Raw genomic sequence first — 15,470 nt, 5'->3', positions numbered from 1 at the left:
GGTTACATTCCGAACCCGGAAGCTAAGCCTTTCAGCGCCGATGGTACTGCAGGGGGGACCCTGTGGGAGAGTAGGACGCCGCCGAACAATCTTTAGCCTCAACCCCCGTGCCCTTTTGGGCCGGGGGTTGAGGCATTTTTGCGTTCAGGACCCGACCAGATCGCGCTCGTACCCCTGTGCACTCATCCCCTTGCGCTGCCGGTAAGGTCAGGGGGCATCGTTGGCACGTTCACAGGAGGCCCCCGGGTGGAGGTCCAGGAGACTCGCGTTCAGACGGACCGGGTGCTCACCATCCCCAACATCCTCAGCATGGCGCGCCTCGTAGGCGTCCCCGTGTTCCTGTGGCTGATCCTCCGCCCCGAGTTCGGCGGCCCCAAGAGCGATGGCTGGGCATTGCTCGTACTGGCGCTCAGCGGTGTCAGTGACTACCTGGACGGGAAGCTCGCCAGGCGCTGGAACCAGATCAGCAGTCTCGGGCGGCTCCTCGATCCGGCCGCCGACCGGCTGTACATCCTTTCCACGCTTGTCGGTCTCACCTGGCGCGAGATTCTGCCCGTTTGGTTGACCGCTGCCCTGCTCGCCCGGGAGCTGATGCTTCTGGTGATGGTGGGAATCCTCCGCAGGCACGGCTATCCGCCGCCGCAGGTGAACTTCCTGGGTAAGGCCGCCACCTTCAACCTCATGTACGCCTTCCCGTTGCTGCTGCTCAGCGATGGAAGCGGATGGCTGGCCGACCTGGCGGCGATTTTCGGATGGGCGTTCGCCGGATGGGGTACAACTCTGTATTGGTGGGCAGGGATCCTGTATGTGGTTCAGGTCCGCCGGCTGGTCAAGGCGGACTCAGAAGCCGATTGAGCTCGTCGGCGGTCCTTCGGAGCTGAGGGATCCGCGCTTGAAGCCAGGGATCCCACCCGGACGGGTGCAGTCGGCTAGACCGTTGTCTCGTCAAGGAGGACGCTTCCGACATGAAGGCCGTCGTGATGGCCGGTGGCGAAGGAACACGCCTTCGCCCCATGACCTCGAGCATGCCCAAGCCGCTCCTGCCGGTGGTAAACCGGCCGATCATGGAGCATGTGCTTCGGCTGCTCAAGCGGCATGGGCTGCATGAAACCGTCGTAACCGTGCAGTTCCTGGCCTCGCTGGTCAAGAACTACTTCGGTGACGGCGAAGAGCTCGGAATGGAGCTCACCTATGCCAATGAGGAGAAGCCGCTCGGCACCGCGGGCAGCGTCAAGAACGCCGAGGAGGCCCTGAAGGACGATGCCTTCCTCGTCATCTCGGGTGACGCCCTCACCGATTTCGATCTGACCGATCTCATCAACTTCCACAAGGAGAAGGGCGCACTGGTCACGGTGTGCCTGACCCGGGTGCCCAACCCGCTGGAATTCGGCATCACCATCGTCGACGAGGAGGGAAAGGTCGAGCGCTTCCTGGAGAAGCCGACCTGGGGCCAGGTCTTCTCGGACACCGTGAACACCGGAATCTATGTGATGGAGCCGGAGGTCTTCGACTACGTCGAGGCCGACACGTCCGTCGACTGGTCCGGTGACGTCTTCCCTCAGCTGATGAAGGAGGGCAAGCCCATCTACGGCTATGTCGCCGAGGGCTACTGGGAGGACGTGGGCACCCACGAGAGCTATGTGAAGGCGCAGGCCGATGTCCTCGAAGGCAAGGTCGACGTCGACATCGACGGCTTCGAGATCTCGCCCGGCGTCTGGGTCGCGGAGGGCGCCGAGGTCCACCCGGACGCGGAGCTGCGCGGTCCGCTCTACATCGGTGACTACGCGAAGGTCGAAGCCGGCGCGGAGATCCGGGAGCACACGGTCATCGGCTCCAACGTCGTCGTCAAGGAGGGTGCCTTCCTCCACAAGGCCGTCGTCCACGACAACGTCTACATCGGGCAGCACAGCAATCTGCGGGGCTGTGTGATCGGCCGGAACACCGACATCATGCGGGCGGCCCGCATCGAGGACGGGGCCGTCATCGGGGACGAGTGCCTGGTCGGTGAGGAATCGATCATCCAGGGCAACGTCCGCGTCTATCCGTTCAAGACCATCGAGGCGGGCGCCTTCGTCAACACCTCGGTGATCTGGGAGTCGCGCGGCCAGGCCCATCTCTTCGGGGCGCGCGGTGTCTCCGGCGTCCTCAATGTGGAGATCACCCCGGAGCTGGCGGTACGGCTGGCCGGTGCGTACGCGACGACCCTGAAGAAGGGCGCGACCGTCACCACGGCCCGTGACCACTCGCGTGGCGCGCGCGCCCTGAAGCGGGCGGTGATCTCCGCCCTCCAGGCCAGCGCGATCGATGTACGCGATCTGGAGAACGTACCGCTGCCGGTGGCGAGACAGCAGACCGCGCGGGGCAGTGCCGGCGGCATCATGATCCGGACCTCGCTCGGTGTGCCGGACTCCGTGGACATCATGTTCTTCGACGAGCGCGGCGCGGACCTCTCGCAGGCCGGGCAGCGCAAGCTGGACCGGGTCTACGCACGTCAGGAATACCGGCGTGCCTTCCCCGGTGAGATCGGCGACCTGCAGTTCCCGAGCAGCGTCTTCGACTCGTACACCGGATCGCTGCTGCGCAAGGTCGACACGACCGGGGTCGCGGAGGCCGGGCTGAAGGTCGTGGTCGACGCGTCCAACGGCAGTGCGGGACTGGTCCTGCCGAGTCTGCTCGGGCGGCTCCAGGTCGACTCGCTGACCATCAACCCGGGGCTCGACGAGTCGCGGCCGACCGAGACCGCCGAAGCCCGGCGGGCCGGTCTGGTGCGGCTCGGGGAGATCGTGGCCTCGTCCCGTGCCGCGTTCGGCGTGCGCTTCGACCCCGTGGGCGAGAAGCTCTCGCTCGTCGACGAGCGGGGCCGTATCGTCGAGGACGACCGGGCGCTCCTGGTGATGCTCGACCTGGTGGCGGCCGAGCGGCGCAGCGGGCGGGTGGCGCTGCCGGTGACCACGACCCGTATCGCCGAGCAGGTGGCCGCGTACCACGGTACGCAGGTGGACTGGACGACCACGTCGGCCGACGATCTGACGCGGGTGGGCCGCGAGGAGTCGACCATCTTCGGTGGCGACGGGCGCGGCGGGTTCATCATTCCCGAGTTCAGCAGCGTCTTCGACGGCGCCGCCGCCTTCGTACGGCTGATCGGTCTGGTGGCGCGGACGCAGTTGACGCTCAGTCAGATCGACGCGCGGATACCGCGTGCTCATGTGCTGCGGCGGGACCTGGCCACGCCGTGGGCGGTCAAGGGCATGGTCATGCGGCGGGTCGTGGAGGCCGCCGGGGACCGCTCGGTGGACACGACGGACGGTGTGCGGGTCGTCGAGGCCGACGGGCGGTGGGTGATGGTGCTGCCCGACCCGGCCGAGGCGGTCACCCATCTGTGGGCGGAGGGCCCCGACGACGCCTCCGCGCAGGCGCTGCTCGACGAGTGGGCCGCGATCGTGGACAGCGCGGGTCACTGAGAGGTCCGTACCGGTGTGCCGGGCGGCGTCGTGGGACGCCGTCCGGCACACCGGTGGGGCCATTCGGCGGCAGGGGCGCCGACGTGCGACGATGTGCGGCATGTCGCAGCAGCCCCCCGTTCGGAGCACTCCGTCTCCGCCGTCCCGCCCCGACGCGTCCATGTCGCTGCTGACCAATGTGATGGACCACGCGCTGGACGACGGGTACGCGGAGGCGACGGCCCGGCGCAAGGCCGAGGGCCACGAGGGCATGCCGCGAACTCTGAGCGCGAAGCTCGGGCTGGCCGCCGGGCTGGTGCTCGCCGCCGTGGTGGTGACGGTCGGCGCCGCGCAGGCGCGGATAACGGCGCCGGTGGTGGCCAAGGAGCGCCAGGAGCTGATCGGGCGCGTGGAGGCCGAGACCAAGGCGGCGGACGACCTGCAGAAGCGGGTGGACTCGCTGCGCGGCGAGGTCGGCGACCGCCAGCGCAAGGCCCTGGAGAAACACGGCGGTGACCAGGGCGAACTGGTCGCTCTGCTGTCGGGGGCGACCGAGGTGCACGGCCCCGGGGTGAAGCTGGTCGTGGACGACGCCAAGAACACCGAGACGGGTGGCGGCGGCGGTCCGCGCGAGAACAGCGGGTTCTCCGACACCGGCCGGGTCCGTGACCGGGACATGCAGCGCGTCGTCAACGGCCTGTGGCAGTCGGGTGCGGAGGCCGTCGCCATCAACGGGCAGCGGCTGACCGCTCTTTCGGCGATCAGGGCGGCGGGCGACGCCATACTGGTCGACAACAGGCCGCTGGTGCCGCCGTACACGGTGCTCGCGGTGGGGGACGGCAAGAAGCTCAGCACCGCCTTCCAGGACAGCGCCGACGGCCAGTACCTCCATGTCCTTCAGGAGAACTACGGCATCCGTTCCAGCATCTCCGACCAGAGCGAGGTGCGCCTGCCGGCCGCGCCGAGCCTGATCGTACGTACCGCACAGCCGCAGGCCACCGGCGCCGGCAGGGGCGCCGCCGCCACAAGGAAAGGCACATCGTGATCGCCGTACTTGGCCTCGTCGTGGGAGTCGTGGTCGGACTGTTGGTCCGGCCCGAGGTGCCCGCGGTGGTCGAGCCGTATCTGCCCATCGCCGTCGTCGCCGCGCTGGACGCGGTCTTCGGTGGTCTGCGGGCCATGCTCGACGGCATCTTCGTCGACAAGGTCTTCGTGGTTTCCTTCCTGTCGAACGTCGTGGTGGCGGCGCTGATCGTGTTCCTCGGTGACAAGCTGGGCGTGGGCGCGCAGCTGTCGACCGGTGTGGTCGTCGTGCTCGGCATCCGGATCTTCTCCAACGCCGCGGCGATCCGCCGCCATGTGTTCCGGGCGTGAGGCCGATGAGCAGCGAAGACACGCCCGAGCAGGAGCCGGGGCACACGCCGGGCCCCGGCGGCGGAGGCACTCCTTCCGGGCCGCAGCCGCCCCGGCCCGACACGCCCGGGGTCCCCGGTCCGCCGAAGTCCGCCGGCCCGCCGGCGCCGCCCGGTCCGCCCCCGGTGCCCGAGACGCCCGCTCCCGGACCCGAGGAGCCGTCGGGACCGCAGGTGACGGGCCGCCAGCGGCTGGTCGCCGGGCTGTGGCCGCCGCGGGTGACCCGGGCCCAACTGATCGTCGCCCTGCTGCTGTTCGTACTGGGTCTGGGGCTGGCCATCCAGGTCCGCTCGACCAGCGACAACAGCGCGCTGCGGGGGGCCCGTCAGGAGGACCTGGTGCGCATCCTCGACGAGCTCGACTCCCGTACGAAGCGGCTGGAGGACGAGAAGACGCGGCTGGAGGGGCAGCGCACCGAGCTGGAGACCAGCTCCAACCAGGCCGCCGAGGCGCGCAAGCAGACCCTGGAGAAGGAGCGCCAGCTGGGCATCCTGGCCGGCACGGTCGCCGCGCAGGGCCCCGGCATCACGCTGACCATCACCGACTCCAAGAAGGCGGTCGAGGCGGACAAGCTGCTCGACACCATCCAGGAGCTGCGGGCGGCGGGTGCGGAGGCCATCCAGGTCAATGACGTCCGGGTGGTGGCCAACACCTACTTCTCGGACGCGGACGGCGGTATCGAGATCGACGGCCACCGGGCGAGCGCCCCGTACGTCTTCAAGGTGATCGGGAAGCCACAGGATCTCGAACCCGCGCTCAACATCCCGGGTGGTGTGGTGCAGACTCTGGAGAAGGAGCAGGCCACGGCCACGGTGGTCCGTTCCGACAAGATCGTCGTGGATGCCTTGCGACCGGCGAAGCGGCCTGACTACGCTCGGTCGTCCTCGCGGTGACGCGGGGCCGCATGCGAGCGACCGCACAAGGGCATGAGCTTGCGGGGGGTCGGCGCACCCAACTCGTGGTGCGTGGTGGAAACTGTTTGGTGGATACGGACGTTGTGAGGATGTCCGGGTCGGCCGGTGTGTTGATTCTGGGTTCGTCCTGCCCCACGGGCGGGTCTGTTTCGGTCAAGGGGAATCGCCCGTGAAGTTGTTTGCGAAGTTGTTCGGCAAGAGCGCACGTGAGGACGGGGCCGCCGGCTCCGCCCGGCACCGTGCCCGAGGCCGTGGACAGGCGGAGGAGCAGGGCGGCGAGCGCCCGCTGTTCCGCGATGAGGTGGGCCGCGCCGGTGGTGACATTCCGGGCGGTCCGGGCGCGTCCTCTGTTGACCCTGCCGGTCCCGGCCGCATAGGTTTCCAGGACCCGTCGCGTGCGGGTCAGGGCGGCGGGTTCGCGCCCGATCCGTATGCGACCAGCTCCCACGCGGTCCAGCCGGGGCAGGAGGATCCGTCCATGCCGGTGTGTACGAGGTGCGGGCACAGCAACGCGGCGGCGAGCCGCTTCTGCTCCAACTGCGGGGCGCCGCTGCGCCCGGGAGCGGTCCCCGAGCGTGCCGCGGAGACCACGTCGACGATCTCGATCTCCGGTCTGGAGGCGTACGACTCCGAGGCGACGGGTCAGACGGCGGTGCCGTCGCTGTCGCCGGAGGCGCAGGCCGCGGTGGACGCGCTGCCGCTGGGCTCGGCCCTGCTGGTGGTGCGCCGCGGGCCCAACTCGGGCAGCCGCTTCCTTCTGGACGGTGAGCTGACCACGGCGGGCCGGCATCCGCAGAGCGACATCTTCCTGGACGATGTCACCGTCTCGCGCCGCCATGTGGAGTTCCGCCGCAATCCGGACGGGCGTTTCACCGTCTCGGACGTCGGCAGCCTCAACGGTACGTATGTGAACCGGGAGCGGATCGACTCGATCGACCTGTCCAACGGCGACGAGGTGCAGATCGGGAAGTACCGGCTGGTGTTCTACGCGAGCCAGCACGGCGTCTGACCCTCTCCCAGACTCCGTCCGGGGGGACCCGCAAGGGGGAAGACCCACCAGGGAAGGCCCATGCTGCACACACCGACGGGCGGTGCCGGGAACGGCACCGCCACCGCGGGCGACCGGCTGATGAGCATCGGCACGGTGCTGAACCAGCTGCGCGAGGAGTTCCCCGAAGTCACCATTTCGAAGATCCGCTTCCTGGAGTCCGAGGGCCTTGTCGAGCCCAGGCGCACGCCGTCGGGGTACCGCAAGTTCAGCCCCGAGGACGTGGAGCGGCTCGCCCAGGTCCTGCGGATGCAGCGCGATCACTATCTGCCGCTGAAGGTCATCCGTGAGCACCTGGACGCCCTGAGCCGGGGTGAGCAGCCCGTGCTGCCCGCCGCGGGCGGAGCGCGCGATCTGGCGGACGGCGGGGGAGAGGGCGACCTGGAGCGCCCCACAGCGGCCCGTGTGGGGCGTACGGAGCTCCTGGTGGCCGCTGAGGTCACCGAGGCGGAGCTGACCGAGTGGGAGTCCTACGGGCTGATCTCGGCGGGTCCGGAGGGCGGCTACGACGCGGAGTCGGTGAATGTGGCACGTCTTGTCGCGGATCTGGGCCGATTCGGTCTCGAACCGCGTCATCTTCGCGCCATGAAGGCGGCTGCGGACCGCGAGGCCGGCCTGGTCGAACAGGTGGTCGCCCCGCTGCGTCTGCACCGCAACCCGCAGACCAGGGCGCATGCGGAGGCCACCGTCAGAGAGCTCGCGGCGCTCACCGTGCGGCTCCACGCGGCCATGGTCCAGGCCGCTCTCGGGGTCCGGCTGCACTGACCTCGGGGGTCCCCGACTACCCAAACCTGCCGGGCACGTCCTAGGGTTGCTGTGTGAACGAGCTCGACGTCGTGGGTGTCCGGGTGGAAATGCCCTCCAACCAACCGATCGTGCTCCTGCGTGAAGTGGGAGGCGATCGGTACCTCCCCATCTGGATCGGCCCGGGGGAGGCGACCGCGATCGCCTTCGCCCAGCAGGGGATGGCTCCGGCGCGGCCCCTGACGCACGACCTTTTCAAGGACGTGCTGGAGGCCGTGGGCCAGGAGCTCACCGAGGTCCGCATCACGGACCTGCGCGAAGGTGTGTTCTACGCGGAGCTGGTCTTCGCCAGCGGGGTCGAGGTGAGCGCGCGACCATCGGACGCCATAGCGCTCGCCCTGCGCACCGGAACGCCGATCTACGGCAGTGACGGGGTGCTCGACGACGCGGGGATCGCCATCCCGGACGAGCAGGAGGACGAGGTGGAGAAGTTCCGCGAGTTCCTCGACCAGATCTCGCCCGAGGACTTCGGCACCAACAGCCAGTGAGCCGCGTGCCGGAGCCCCGTCAACCCGGCCGCTCCGGGGCATTCGAGTAGCCTTTCCCTGAAGAGGGGTACGCGAAACCACTCTCAGGGTGATTATCACTCGGCGTGCCGAGTGTGGCGATCGTTGACGCACCCCGAGTGACTGCCTACCGTCGTGAGGGCAGTTCTAGGACGGAGGGTCGGCGTGAGAAGCAGCGGCGGCGACAGTACGGCAGGGGAGGCCCCCGGAAGTCCGGGGGGGAGCGGGCCGTACCCGCCCCCGAGCTCTCTGCCGGGTACGAGCGGTGGCCACCCCCTTCACGACAGCACGGCCGACACCGGCACCGACACCGTCGGATACCGGGGGCCGACGGCGTGCGCGGCGGCGGGGATCACCTACCGGCAGCTCGACTACTGGGCGCGCACCGGCCTGGTCGAGCCCAGTGTGCGTCCGGCGCACGGATCGGGCACCCAGCGGCTGTACAGCTTCAAGGACGTCGTGGTCCTCAAGATCGTCAAACGGTTCCTCGACACCGGGGTGGCCCTCCAGAACATCCGCACCGCCGTCCAGCACCTGCGGGAGCGCGGCTTCTGCGATCTGGAGCGGATGACGCTGATGAGCGACGGGGCGACCGTGTACGAGTGCTCCTCGCCCGATGAGGTCGTCAGCCTGCTCCAGGGCGGCCAGGGGATCTTCGGGATCGCCGTCGGCGTGGTGTGGCGCGATGTGGAGACCGCGCTCTCGCAGCTCCACGGCGAGCGGATCGACACCGGCGAGACGCTGGTGGGGCACAACCCCGCCGACGAGCTCGCCCGGCGCCGCAACCGGGCGGTCTGAGGGGCAGCGGGACTGTCGCAGCACGCCCTGGAGGGCCGATTGTCAGTGGTGTGAGGCAGCATCGGTGGTGTGAGAGCCGCGCCGACCATCCTGCATCTGGACATGGATGCCTTCTTCGCCGCCGCAGAGCAGGCGTCGAAGCCCAGCCTGCGCGGAAAACCCGTGATCGTGGGCGGTCTCGGACCGCGCGGTGTGGTGGCCACCGCCTCGTACGAGGCGCGGCGCTTCGGCGCGCGCTCGGCGATGCCGATGGCGCAGGCGAGACGGCTGTGTCCCAACGGCGCCTATCTCGTCCCGCGCTTCACGTTCTACCGCTCGATCAGCGAGCAGGTGATGGAGTTGCTGGGGCGGCTGTCGCCCCTGGTGGAGCCGCTGAGCCTCGACGAGGCGTTTGTGGACCTGGAGGCCGGGGGAGTCGCGTGGGACGCTCAGTCGGCCCGTGAGGCCGGTCAGCGGCTGCGTGCGGACATCCGGGCGGTGACGGGGCTGACCGGGTCGGTGGGGCTGGCCGGGTCCAAGATGCTCGCGAAGATCGCCTCGGAGGAGGCCAAGCCGGACGGGCTGGTGCTCATCGAGCCCGGCACCGAGCGGGAGATGCTCGCCCCCATGCCGGTCAGGACGCTGCCGGGCGTGGGGCCCGCCACGGGCGAGCATCTGCGCCGGGCGGGGATGACCACGGTCGCGGACCTGGCCGAGGCGGGCGAGGACGAGCTCGTACGGCTGCTGGGCAAGGCGCACGGGGCGTCGCTGCACCGGATGGCGCTCGGCCTCGACGACCGGCCGGTGGTGGCCGAGCGGGACACCAAGTCGGTGTCGGTCGAGGACACCTTCGACGTGGACCTGCACGACCGGGTGCGGGTGATGACCGAGGTGGGACGGCTCGCCGACCGCTGTGTGCAGCGCCTGCGGGCCTCCGGGCACTCCGGGCGCACGATCGTCCTGAAGGTCCGGAGGTACGACTTCTCCACGCTGACCCGGTCGGAGACGCTCCGCGGGCCCACGGACGATCCCGCGGTGGTGCGCGAGGCGGCCGGCCGGCTGCTCGACTCCGTGGACACCACCGGCGGCGTGCGCCTGCTGGGGGTCGGGGTCAGCGGTCTCGCCGACTTCACCCAGGAGGACCTCTTCGCCCAGGCGGCGGGCGAGCGGGCGGCCGGCGAGCCGGACGCCGTCGAGCGGGCGCCCGTCGAGACCGGTGCGCAGACGCCGGCCCCCGAGCAGCCGGAGGCGGTCGACCCGGCCGAGCGGCGCTGGCAGGCCGGGCACGATGTGCACCACCGTGAGTTCGGCCCCGGCTGGGTGCAGGGCAGCGGGGTGGGCCGGGTGACCGTCCGGTTCGAGACGCCGACCTCCCTCGTGCCGGGCCGGGTGCGCACGTTCCGGGTGGACGACCCCGACCTGGCGCCGTCCGAGCCGTTGCCGCTGGTGGCGGCTGTCGACGAGGAGACGGGCGGGGCCGCGCTGGAGCAGACGGGTGACGGGGCCGCGCTGGAGCGGACGGGTGACGGCGGACCGGAGGAGCCGGGTGGCGCGGAGGGTCAGGTCTCGTCCTCCTCGCCCGCCAGGCGTCCGAAGTCCCGGTCGGTGCCGGGCAGCGGATCGGGGGCGGCGATGTCCAGACCGTAGTGGTGGTAGAGCTGGAGCTCCTGTTCGGGGGAGAGGTGGCGGCCGACGCCGAAGTCGGGAGCGTCCTTGATCAGCGCCCGGTCGTAGGGGATGTGCAGCGCCTCGTCGACGAGGGCGCTGGGCTCCAGGGGGACGAAGGCGTCCCGGCTGAACAGGCCGGTGCGTACGGCGGCCCACTCGGGCACTCCGGTGGCGTCGTCGAGGTAGACCTCGTCCACCGTGCCGATCTTGTTGCCGTTGCGGTCGAACGCCTTGCGGCCGATCAGGCTGCGCGGATCGATATCGGTCTGCACGGTCCCTCCAACAGGTCGCAACTGCTCGTAACACTACGAAAGTGCACAACGCGGCCCTCGGCCACTCGAAGGATCAGGGCCGGGCCGCGCTGGTACGCTGGCGATGGCTGCTGACCCCGTGCGGGAGAGTCCTTCGGAAAGATGTCCGGAGGCGCCGAAGGAGCAAATCCTCCCCGGAATCTCTCAGGCCCACGTACCGCGCGGACGAGGTCACTCTGGAAAGCAGGACGGGGGACGTGCGGGCGAAGGCCCATGCGCGCACCCCTTCCTCACCGACGGTGAAAGCCGGGACGCCCCCACGCGCCCCGGTGAAGCTCTCAGGTTGAGATGACAGAGGGGGAGGCCGTCCGGGCACCCGCGCCGTGGTGCCCCTCGCAGGTCGTGCAGACCAGGAGGCCTCCGTAATGACCGCCAACCGCATGCCGCTCACCGAGCTTGAGCGTGGCATCCCCTTCGAGCAGCGTCACATCGGGCCCGACGCCGAGGCCCAGGCGAAGATGCTCGCGCAGGTCGGCTACGGCTCGCTCGACGAGCTGACCGCCGCGGCGGTGCCGGACGTGATCAAGAGCGCCGAGGCGCTGGGTCTGCCCGGCGCCCGCACCGAGGCCGAGGTCCTGGCCGAGCTGCGCTCCCTCGCGGACCGCAACCAGGTCCTGGCCCCGATGATCGGCCTGGGCTACTACGGCACGTTCACCCCGCCGGTGATCCTGCGCAACGTCATGGAGAACCCGGCCTGGTACACGGCGTACACGCCGTACCAGCCGGAGATCTCGCAGGGCCGACTGGAGGCGCTGCTCAACTTCCAGACCGTCGTCGCCGACCTCACCGGGCTGCCCACCTCGGGCGCCTCGCTGCTCGACGAGGGCACCGCCGCCGCCGAGGCGCTCGCGCTCTCCCGCCGGGTCGGCAAGGTCAAGGGCGGGGTCTTCCTCGTCGACGCCGACACCCTGCCGCAGACCGTGGCCGTCATAGAGACGCGCGCCGAGCCGACGGGCGTCGAGGTCGTCGTCGCCGACCTGAGCCGCGGTATCCCGGCCGAGGTGGCCGAGCGCGGTGTCTTCGGCGTGCTGCTCCAGTACCCGGGCGCCTCCGGCGAGGTCCGCGACCTCAAGCCCCTCATCGACGAGGCCCACGAGCTCGGCGCGATCGTCACGGTCGCCGCCGACCTGCTCGCCCTGACCCTGCTGACCTCGCCCGGTGAGCTGGGCGCGGACATCGCCGTCGGCACCACCCAGCGCTTCGGCGTCCCCATGGGCTTCGGCGGCCCGCACGCCGGCTACATGGCGGTCCAGGAGAAGTTCGCCCGCAGCCTGCCCGGCCGCCTGGTCGGCGTCTCCGTCGACGCGGACGGCAACAAGGCGTACCGGCTGGCGCTCCAGACCCGCGAGCAGCACATCCGCCGCGAGAAGGCCACCAGCAACATCTGCACCGCGCAGGTCCTGCTCGCCGTCATGGCGGGTATGTACGCGGTCTACCACGGCCCGGACGGCCTGCGGCAGATCGCCCGGCGCACCCACCGGTACGCGGTGATCCTCGCCGAGGGCCTGCGCGCCGCCGGTGTGGAGGTCGTGCACGGCTCGTACTTCGACACGCTGACCGTCCGGGTCCCCGGCAAGGCCGCCGAGGCCGTGGCCGCCGCCCGGGACGGCGGGGTCAACCTGCACCTGGTCGACGCCGACACCGTCTCGATCGCCTGCGACGAGACCACCGACCGCGACCGGGTCGCCGCCGTCTGGGCCGCCTTCGGCGCCGAGGGCGACATCGAGGCGCTGGACGCCTCGGCCGCCGACACGCTCCCGGCCGCGCTGCTGCGCACCGACGAGTTCCTCACCCACCCGGTCTTCCACCAGCACCGCTCCGAGACCGCGATGCTGCGCTATCTGCGCAAGCTCGCCGACCGGGACTACGCGCTGGACCGCGGCATGATCCCGCTCGGCTCCTGCACCATGAAGCTGAACGCGACCACCGAGATGGAGCCGGTCACCTGGCCCGAGTTCGGGCAGATCCACCCCTTCGCGCCGGTCGAGCAGGCCGCGGGCTATCTCACGCTCATCCACGAGCTGGAGGAGCGGCTCGCCGAGGTCACCGGGTACGACGCGGTGTCCATCCAGCCCAACGCCGGTTCGCAGGGCGAGCTCGCGGGTCTGCTCGCGGTCCGCGCCTACCACCGCGCCAACGGCGACGAGCAGCGCACGGTCTGCCTGATCCCGTCCTCCGCCCACGGCACCAACGCGGCCAGCGCCGTGATGGCCGGGATGAAGGTCGTCGTGGTGAAGACCGCCGACGACGGCGAGGTCGACATCGCGGATCTGCGCGCCAAGATCGAGCAGTACCGCGACGAGCTGTCGGTGCTGATGATCACCTACCCGTCCACGCACGGGGTGTTCGAGGAGCACGTCGCGGACATCTGCGGCGAGGTGCACGACGCGGGCGGCCAGGTCTACGTGGACGGTGCCAACCTCAACGCGCTGGTGGGCCTGGCGAAGCCGGGCAAGTTCGGCGGCGACGTCTCGCACCTGAACCTGCACAAGACGTTCTGCATCCCGCACGGCGGCGGCGGCCCCGGCGTCGGCCCGGTCGGTGTGCGCGCGCACCTCGCGCCGTACCTGCCCAACCACCCGCTCCAGCCGACCGCCGGCCCCGAGACGGGTGTCGGCCCGATCTCGGCCGCCCCGTGGGGATCGGCCGGCATCCTGCCGATCTCGTGGGCGTACGTCCGGCTGATGGGCGGCGAGGGCCTCAAGCGCGCCACCCAGGTCGCGGTGCTCGCGGCCAACTACATCGCCAAGCGCCTGGAGCCGCACTACCCGGTGCTCTACACCGGCCCCAACGGCCTGGTGGCGCACGAGTGCATCGTGGACCTGCGTCCACTGTCGAAGGCGACCGGTGTCAGCGTCGACGACATCGCCAAGCGTCTGATCGACTACGGCTTCCACGCGCCGACGATGTCGTTCCCGGTGGCCGGCACGCTGATGATCGAGCCGACCGAGTCCGAGGACCTGATCGAACTCGACCGGTTCTGCGAGACGATGATCGCGATCCGCGCCGAGATCGAGAAGGTCGCCTCGGGCGAGTGGCCCGCCGACGACAACCCGCTGGCGAACGCCCCGCACACGGCGGCGGCGCTCGGCGGCGAGTGGAACCACGCGTACAGCCGCGAGGAGGCGGTCTTCCCGGCCGGCGTCTCGAAGGCCGACAAGTACTGGCCGCCGGTGCGCCGCATCGACGGTGCCTTCGGCGACCGCAACCTGGTCTGCTCCTGCCCGCCGCTGGACGAGTACGACCACTGAGGTAGAGCCGTCTACGGCTGACCTACGTCGGGGCCGGTGCGGGGAGCTTCCCCGGGCCGGCCCCTTCTTGTGCGGTGCTGTTCTTCTGTGCCGAGCGGTGCGGCCCCGTGCCGTGCCGCGCGGCGTCCGTACCCGTGAGGCCGCGCTAGGCGGCCTTCGCCACCTGCCCGGCGGTCAGCGCCCGGTGCGGGGCGATGATCCGCCCGTCCGGCAGCAGCTCACCGGTGTCCTCGAAGATCAGGACGCCGTTGCACAGCAGGCTCCAGCCCTGCTCCGGGTGGTGCGCCACGAGCTGCGCGGCCTCCCGGTCGGCGGAGTCGGCTGTCGGGCAGGCTGGCTGGTGCTGGCACATGGATGCGTTCTCTCGCTGCGTCGTAGTAGTGAATGTCCTGCGGCTCGATGCGGTGTTCATGGCCGCCCCCCGTTGCTCAGTCGGTCGGTGCGCTCCCAGTGTTGCCCCACGGACGTCAATCCGCAGGGATTTCGCGGCACCACTTCCTACCGCATATTGACGCATCACTCGTGCGGCCGGTTCAACTCAACTGCCCTGCCTCTTCGGGTGGTTCGTAGTGGCCGTTACGGACTAGCCCGTACGGAGGAGGCGTGCGCGGGCGTACACGACAGCGCCCCGGGGCCGCAGGGGCTCCGGGGCGCTGTGGGTGGTTCCGCCGGGCGACAGGCGACCGTGGTGTCAGACCGGCTGGCTCAGCAGGGGCGCCGGGGCGAGGCGCAGGGTCATCACCGGCAGGAGTTCGGAGACGCGGTGCGGCCGGTGGGCGCAGATACCGGGCGGCGCGGGCGCCAGCGGCACCAGCAGATCCGCCGGGTCCAGCTCGCCCGAGGCGGGGTCGGCCGTGAGGTCGCGCCGCAGCCACAGGGTGAGCATGTACAGCTCGGGCACCGAGAGCAGCCGCGCCTCGACGTCCATGGTCAGCGCTTCCGCCTGGCGCAGGGCGCGCTGGGTGGAGGCGAGATAGGGCCCTTCGAAGAAGTGCGAGAAGGCCCAGCCGTCGGGGGTGAGCATGGTGTCCGCGGCGGCGACCGCGGTCCCCGCCTCGCTGATGAGGAAGCGCCAGCCGGCCAGGCGGCTGTGCGGGGCGCGCGCGCTCGGCGTGATGCGGTCCAGCACATGGACGGGCAGCGGGAGTTCGGGGGTCAGCGGGCCCTGCGCGGAGCGCAGGGCGGGGGTGCGTGCCGCGCGGACGGCGGTGGGGGAACCGAGTGCCGCGAGGACGCTGCGCAGGGCGGGCGCGGGAGCCGGGGGAACATGCAGCGGCATGGTGGGTCGCCTCTCACTTCGGAGACACGGTGATGCGTGGGCGTTGCGGACAGCGCTGT

The 15,470-nt window shown here is 70.5% G+C and carries 13 protein-coding genes, 1 rRNA gene, 1 pseudogene and 2 riboswitches; of the genes and pseudogenes, 12 read left to right on the top strand and 3 right to left on the bottom strand.

What is annotated here, in order from left to right:
• The 11 genes and pseudogenes from rrf to ACZ5ID_RS03985 all read left to right on the top strand — a co-directional run.
• Positions 1-87 (top strand): 5S ribosomal RNA (gene rrf, locus ACZ5ID_RS04035); the annotation flags it as partial.
• Positions 88-246: 159 nt separating this feature from the next.
• Positions 247-855 (top strand): CDP-alcohol phosphatidyltransferase family protein, encoded by a 609-nt coding sequence (locus tag ACZ5ID_RS04030; protein ID WP_468893116.1) that lies wholly within the window; start codon positions 247-249, stop codon positions 853-855.
• A 110-nt stretch (positions 856-965) separates the two neighbouring features.
• On the top strand, positions 966-3,461 hold the full coding sequence (locus ACZ5ID_RS04025; RefSeq protein WP_468893114.1) for a sugar phosphate nucleotidyltransferase: 2,496 nt from the start codon (positions 966-968) through the stop codon (positions 3,459-3,461).
• 91 nt (positions 3,462-3,552) lie between these two features.
• Positions 3,553-4,485 carry a DUF881 domain-containing protein gene (locus tag ACZ5ID_RS04020; protein WP_406554366.1) on the top strand — a complete coding sequence of 311 codons (933 nt, stop codon included), beginning with the start codon at positions 3,553-3,555 and terminating at the stop codon, positions 4,483-4,485.
• Complete coding sequence (locus ACZ5ID_RS04015; RefSeq protein WP_003970459.1) at positions 4,482-4,814, top strand: small basic family protein; 333 nt, start codon at positions 4,482-4,484, stop codon at positions 4,812-4,814. The genes ACZ5ID_RS04020 and ACZ5ID_RS04015 overlap by 4 nt, the downstream gene beginning before the upstream one ends.
• A 5-nt stretch (positions 4,815-4,819) precedes the next feature.
• Positions 4,820-5,746: a DUF881 domain-containing protein gene (locus tag ACZ5ID_RS04010; protein ID WP_468893111.1), complete on the top strand. Its 927-nt coding sequence runs from the start codon at positions 4,820-4,822 to the stop codon at positions 5,744-5,746.
• Positions 5,747-5,828: 82 nt separating this feature from the next.
• Entirely contained in the window at positions 5,829-6,776 is a 948-nt protein-coding gene (locus tag ACZ5ID_RS04005) for an FHA domain-containing protein (RefSeq protein ID WP_468893185.1), read from the top strand.
• Positions 6,777-6,836: 60 nt separating this feature from the next.
• Entirely contained in the window at positions 6,837-7,580 is a 744-nt protein-coding gene (gene ftsR / locus ACZ5ID_RS04000) for a transcriptional regulator FtsR (protein ID WP_468893108.1), read from the top strand.
• Between the two features lie 53 nt (positions 7,581-7,633).
• Positions 7,634-8,107 (top strand): bifunctional nuclease family protein, encoded by a 474-nt coding sequence (locus ACZ5ID_RS03995; RefSeq protein WP_006123076.1) that lies wholly within the window; start codon positions 7,634-7,636, stop codon positions 8,105-8,107.
• Positions 8,108-8,434: 327 nt separating this feature from the next.
• Positions 8,435-8,923, top strand: a pseudogene (locus ACZ5ID_RS03990) (MerR family transcriptional regulator); the annotation flags it as partial.
• 69 nt (positions 8,924-8,992) lie between these two features.
• Complete coding sequence (locus ACZ5ID_RS03985; protein ID WP_468893106.1) at positions 8,993-10,549, top strand: DNA polymerase IV; 1,557 nt, start codon at positions 8,993-8,995, stop codon at positions 10,547-10,549.
• Here the strand turns inward: ACZ5ID_RS03985 and ACZ5ID_RS03980 are convergent.
• Complete coding sequence (locus ACZ5ID_RS03980) at positions 10,462-10,842, bottom strand: PRC-barrel domain-containing protein (protein ID WP_406556196.1); 381 nt, start codon at positions 10,840-10,842, stop codon at positions 10,462-10,464. The genes ACZ5ID_RS03985 and ACZ5ID_RS03980 overlap by 88 nt on opposite strands.
• 111 nt (positions 10,843-10,953) lie before the next feature.
• Positions 10,954-11,051: riboswitch (glycine riboswitch) on the top strand.
• A riboswitch (glycine riboswitch) is annotated at positions 11,052-11,186 on the top strand.
• A gap of 60 nt (positions 11,187-11,246) precedes the next feature.
• Between ACZ5ID_RS03980 and gcvP the strand changes: the two genes are divergently transcribed.
• A complete protein-coding gene (gene gcvP / locus ACZ5ID_RS03975; RefSeq protein WP_468893104.1) occupies positions 11,247-14,132 on the top strand; it encodes an aminomethyl-transferring glycine dehydrogenase in 2,886 nt (961 codons plus the stop codon).
• Between the two features lie 145 nt (positions 14,133-14,277).
• On the opposite strand, the gene ACZ5ID_RS03970 is transcribed toward gcvP, so the two are convergent.
• Together ACZ5ID_RS03970 and ACZ5ID_RS03965 are read right to left on the bottom strand one after the other, a co-directional pair.
• Positions 14,278-14,484: a DUF5999 family protein gene (locus tag ACZ5ID_RS03970; protein WP_067155431.1), complete on the bottom strand. Its 207-nt coding sequence runs from the start codon at positions 14,482-14,484 to the stop codon at positions 14,278-14,280.
• 339 nt (positions 14,485-14,823) lie between these two features.
• Positions 14,824-15,411, bottom strand: a complete 588-nt coding sequence (locus tag ACZ5ID_RS03965; RefSeq protein WP_468893102.1) for a hypothetical protein — start codon at positions 15,409-15,411, stop codon at positions 14,824-14,826.
• Positions 15,412-15,470 lie beyond the last annotated feature (59 nt).

The sequence above is a fragment of the Streptomyces sp. NPDC031670 genome (assembly GCF_055580545.1).
Note: the sequence above shows the minus strand (reverse complement) of the source record. Positions and strands in the feature narration are given on the sequence as shown.